The organism is Citricoccus parietis (assembly GCF_042433045.1).
In the GTDB taxonomy this organism is placed as follows: domain Bacteria; phylum Actinomycetota; class Actinomycetes; order Actinomycetales; family Micrococcaceae; genus Citricoccus; species Citricoccus parietis.
Window position 1 is genome coordinate 1 of sequence record NZ_JBHLWH010000015.1, and the last position, 674, is coordinate 674.

1 protein-coding gene is annotated in these 674 nt (G+C 67.2%); it reads right to left on the bottom strand.

Annotated features, from left to right (window positions below):
* Positions 1-411 precede the first annotated feature (411 nt).
* Positions 412-645 (bottom strand): glutaredoxin-like protein NrdH, encoded by a 234-nt coding sequence (gene nrdH, locus ACFFIO_RS06250; RefSeq protein ID WP_378040736.1) that lies wholly within the window; start codon positions 643-645, stop codon positions 412-414.
* Positions 646-674: the final 29 nt, after the last annotated feature.

Consider the following 674-nt stretch of genomic DNA (forward strand, 5'->3'; position numbering starts at 1 on the left):
CCTCACCTTCCGCTTGAAGGCACTGACACAATTGAGCAATCCGCTGACAAGATCGCGAGCAATCCCAGCGTCGTCCGCGGGTGCTCGATGAGGCTCCCGGCGCGCTCGAGCCCGTGCGAGACGGGCACGCCAGCCGTCCGTGACACACTCCAGGACCGACCATCGGCCGGGGTTCGCCCGTCGGTGGTGGCTCCTCGGCCGTGGCTACCGTGTCGAGTGGGCGTCCTCGGCTTCCAGCACGTGTTGGTTCCCTCGTCGGCGGATTCCTCTGACGGCCCCACGCAGCTCATGCACCGGGCACCGCCGTCATGGGGCTCCCCCTCCTGGTTGAGGACGGTCACGGGGCTCCCCCTCCTGGTTGAGGACGGTCACGGGGACTCGGTTATCGCTGCTGCCCAGCGCCCTCCTGCCCTACTGGAAGCGTCCTGCGACGAGTTCCTCGATCTTGTCGGGGCGAAACCCGGACCAGTGATCGCCAGTCTCGGTGATCACCACGGGGGCCTGCAGGTACCCCAGGGCCCGGATCCGCTCTAGAGCCTCGGCGTCCTGGGACAGGTCCACGGTCTCGTAGGCGATGCCCTTCTTCTCCAGGGCCCGGTAGGTGGCGTTGCACTGCACGCAGGACGGCTTGCTATAGACGGTCACGGTCTAGTCCTTCCGGGTGGGACTGTCGC